We start from the raw sequence: 1483 nt of genomic DNA, 5'->3' as shown, positions 1-1483 counted from the left end.
CGACGAGACTCATGGAAAGTCCCCGCGTAACCAGGGGCCGTGCCTCATTGAAAAGTCCCCGGCAAATATCGGGGCGGGGTTCGGCGACGATGGGGTATGCCGGATAAGGATGTCTCGTTGGCCACCAGGGTCGAGATCACCAAGAAATACGCTGCCGCCTACGAGGCTGCTTCGAAGAAGGACAAGACCCGGATCCTGGACCAACTGGTCGAGGTCACCGGGTGGAACCGGGATCATGCCCGCCAGCAGCTGCGCCGCCGGATGCGCCAGCCTAAGGGGCGCGCTCAGGCGACGGTGGCGGTGATCGACCGGCGGAAGAACCCCGGTTCCAGGTACTCCTATAACGCGCTAAAGATCCTCCAGCACGTCTGGGCAGTCGCCGGGGGTATCTGCGGCAAATACCTGGCTGCCTCGATGGCCGACTGGCTCGATGCCATGGAATCCGCCGGGGACCTGGTCGAAGGCCAAGACAGGTACTCAGCCGAGATCCGCGCCGAGCTGCTGAGAATGTCTGCGGCAACCATCGACAGGCACCTGGCCCCGGCTAAAGCCAGGGACCCTATCCGGGGGAAATCGACCACCAAGCCGGGGGCGCTGCTGCGGAACTCGATCAGCGTGCGCAAAGCAGGCGACGAGGTCGAAGCGGAGCCAGGGTTCTTCGAAGTCGACACCGTGGCTCACTGTGGCCCCTCGTTGAAGGGTGAATTCGCCCGCACGGTGAACTTCACCGATATGCACACCGGCTGGGTGTTCACCACCGCCATCCGCAACAACGCAATGATCCACATCGTCGCCGCCTTCGATGCCTTCGTTGAGGCGGTGCCGTTTATGGTCACCGGCATCGACTCCGATAACGGGTCTGAGTTCATCAACCACGAAGTCCTCGGGTGGAGTGCTGAGCGCAGCATCTTCTATACCCGGTCCAGGCCGTATCAGAAGAACGACCAGGCCACGATCGAATCGAAGAACAACCACCTGGTCCGCCGCTACGGGTTCTACTACCGCTACGACACCGCTCATCAGCGAGAGCTGCTGAATCAGCTCTGGCCGCTGGTCTGTGACCGGCTGAACTACTTCACCCCCACCAAGAAGCCGGTTGGCTACACCACCGACGCGGTGGGACGCCGGCGCAGGGTCTATGACAAGCCCCGAACCCCCTACCACCGACTGCTGGACGCTGGGGTCCTCAACCAGGCACAGAAAGCTGAGCTGGCCGCCTACAAGACCTCGCTGAACGTGGTCGAGATCGCCGGGCGGATCAGCTCGATCCAGCAGCGGCTGATCAGCCTGGCCGCGGCCCCGACCCGCCGCCTGGAGCGCGAGCTTGAAGCCCAGGCGGCTGCGGCGATGCCCGAGGCTGAATGGATCAAGATCGACCAACGCCGAGCCCGCGCCGCCTAACCCCGGACCCCTCGATTACGCGGGGACTTTTACATGAGGCACGAGGGATCATTTCCCGGGGACTTGACAGTGAGGCACCACG

Annotated in this window: 1 protein-coding gene; it reads left to right on the top strand. The window is 63.3% G+C overall.

Annotated elements, in window-relative coordinates; translation table 11 throughout:
* Nucleotides 1–117 precede the first annotated feature (117 nt).
* Entirely contained in the window at nucleotides 118–1401 is a 1284-nt protein-coding gene (locus HGQ17_RS14820) for an integrase catalytic domain-containing protein (RefSeq protein WP_229503614.1), read from the top strand.
* Nucleotides 1402–1483: the final 82 nt, after the last annotated feature.

Origin of the sequence: Nesterenkonia sedimenti (genome assembly GCF_012641515.1) — a bacterium.
Taxonomy (GTDB): domain Bacteria; phylum Actinomycetota; class Actinomycetes; order Actinomycetales; family Micrococcaceae; genus Nesterenkonia; species Nesterenkonia sedimenti.
This window is presented reverse-complemented; position numbering and strand designations above follow the sequence as displayed.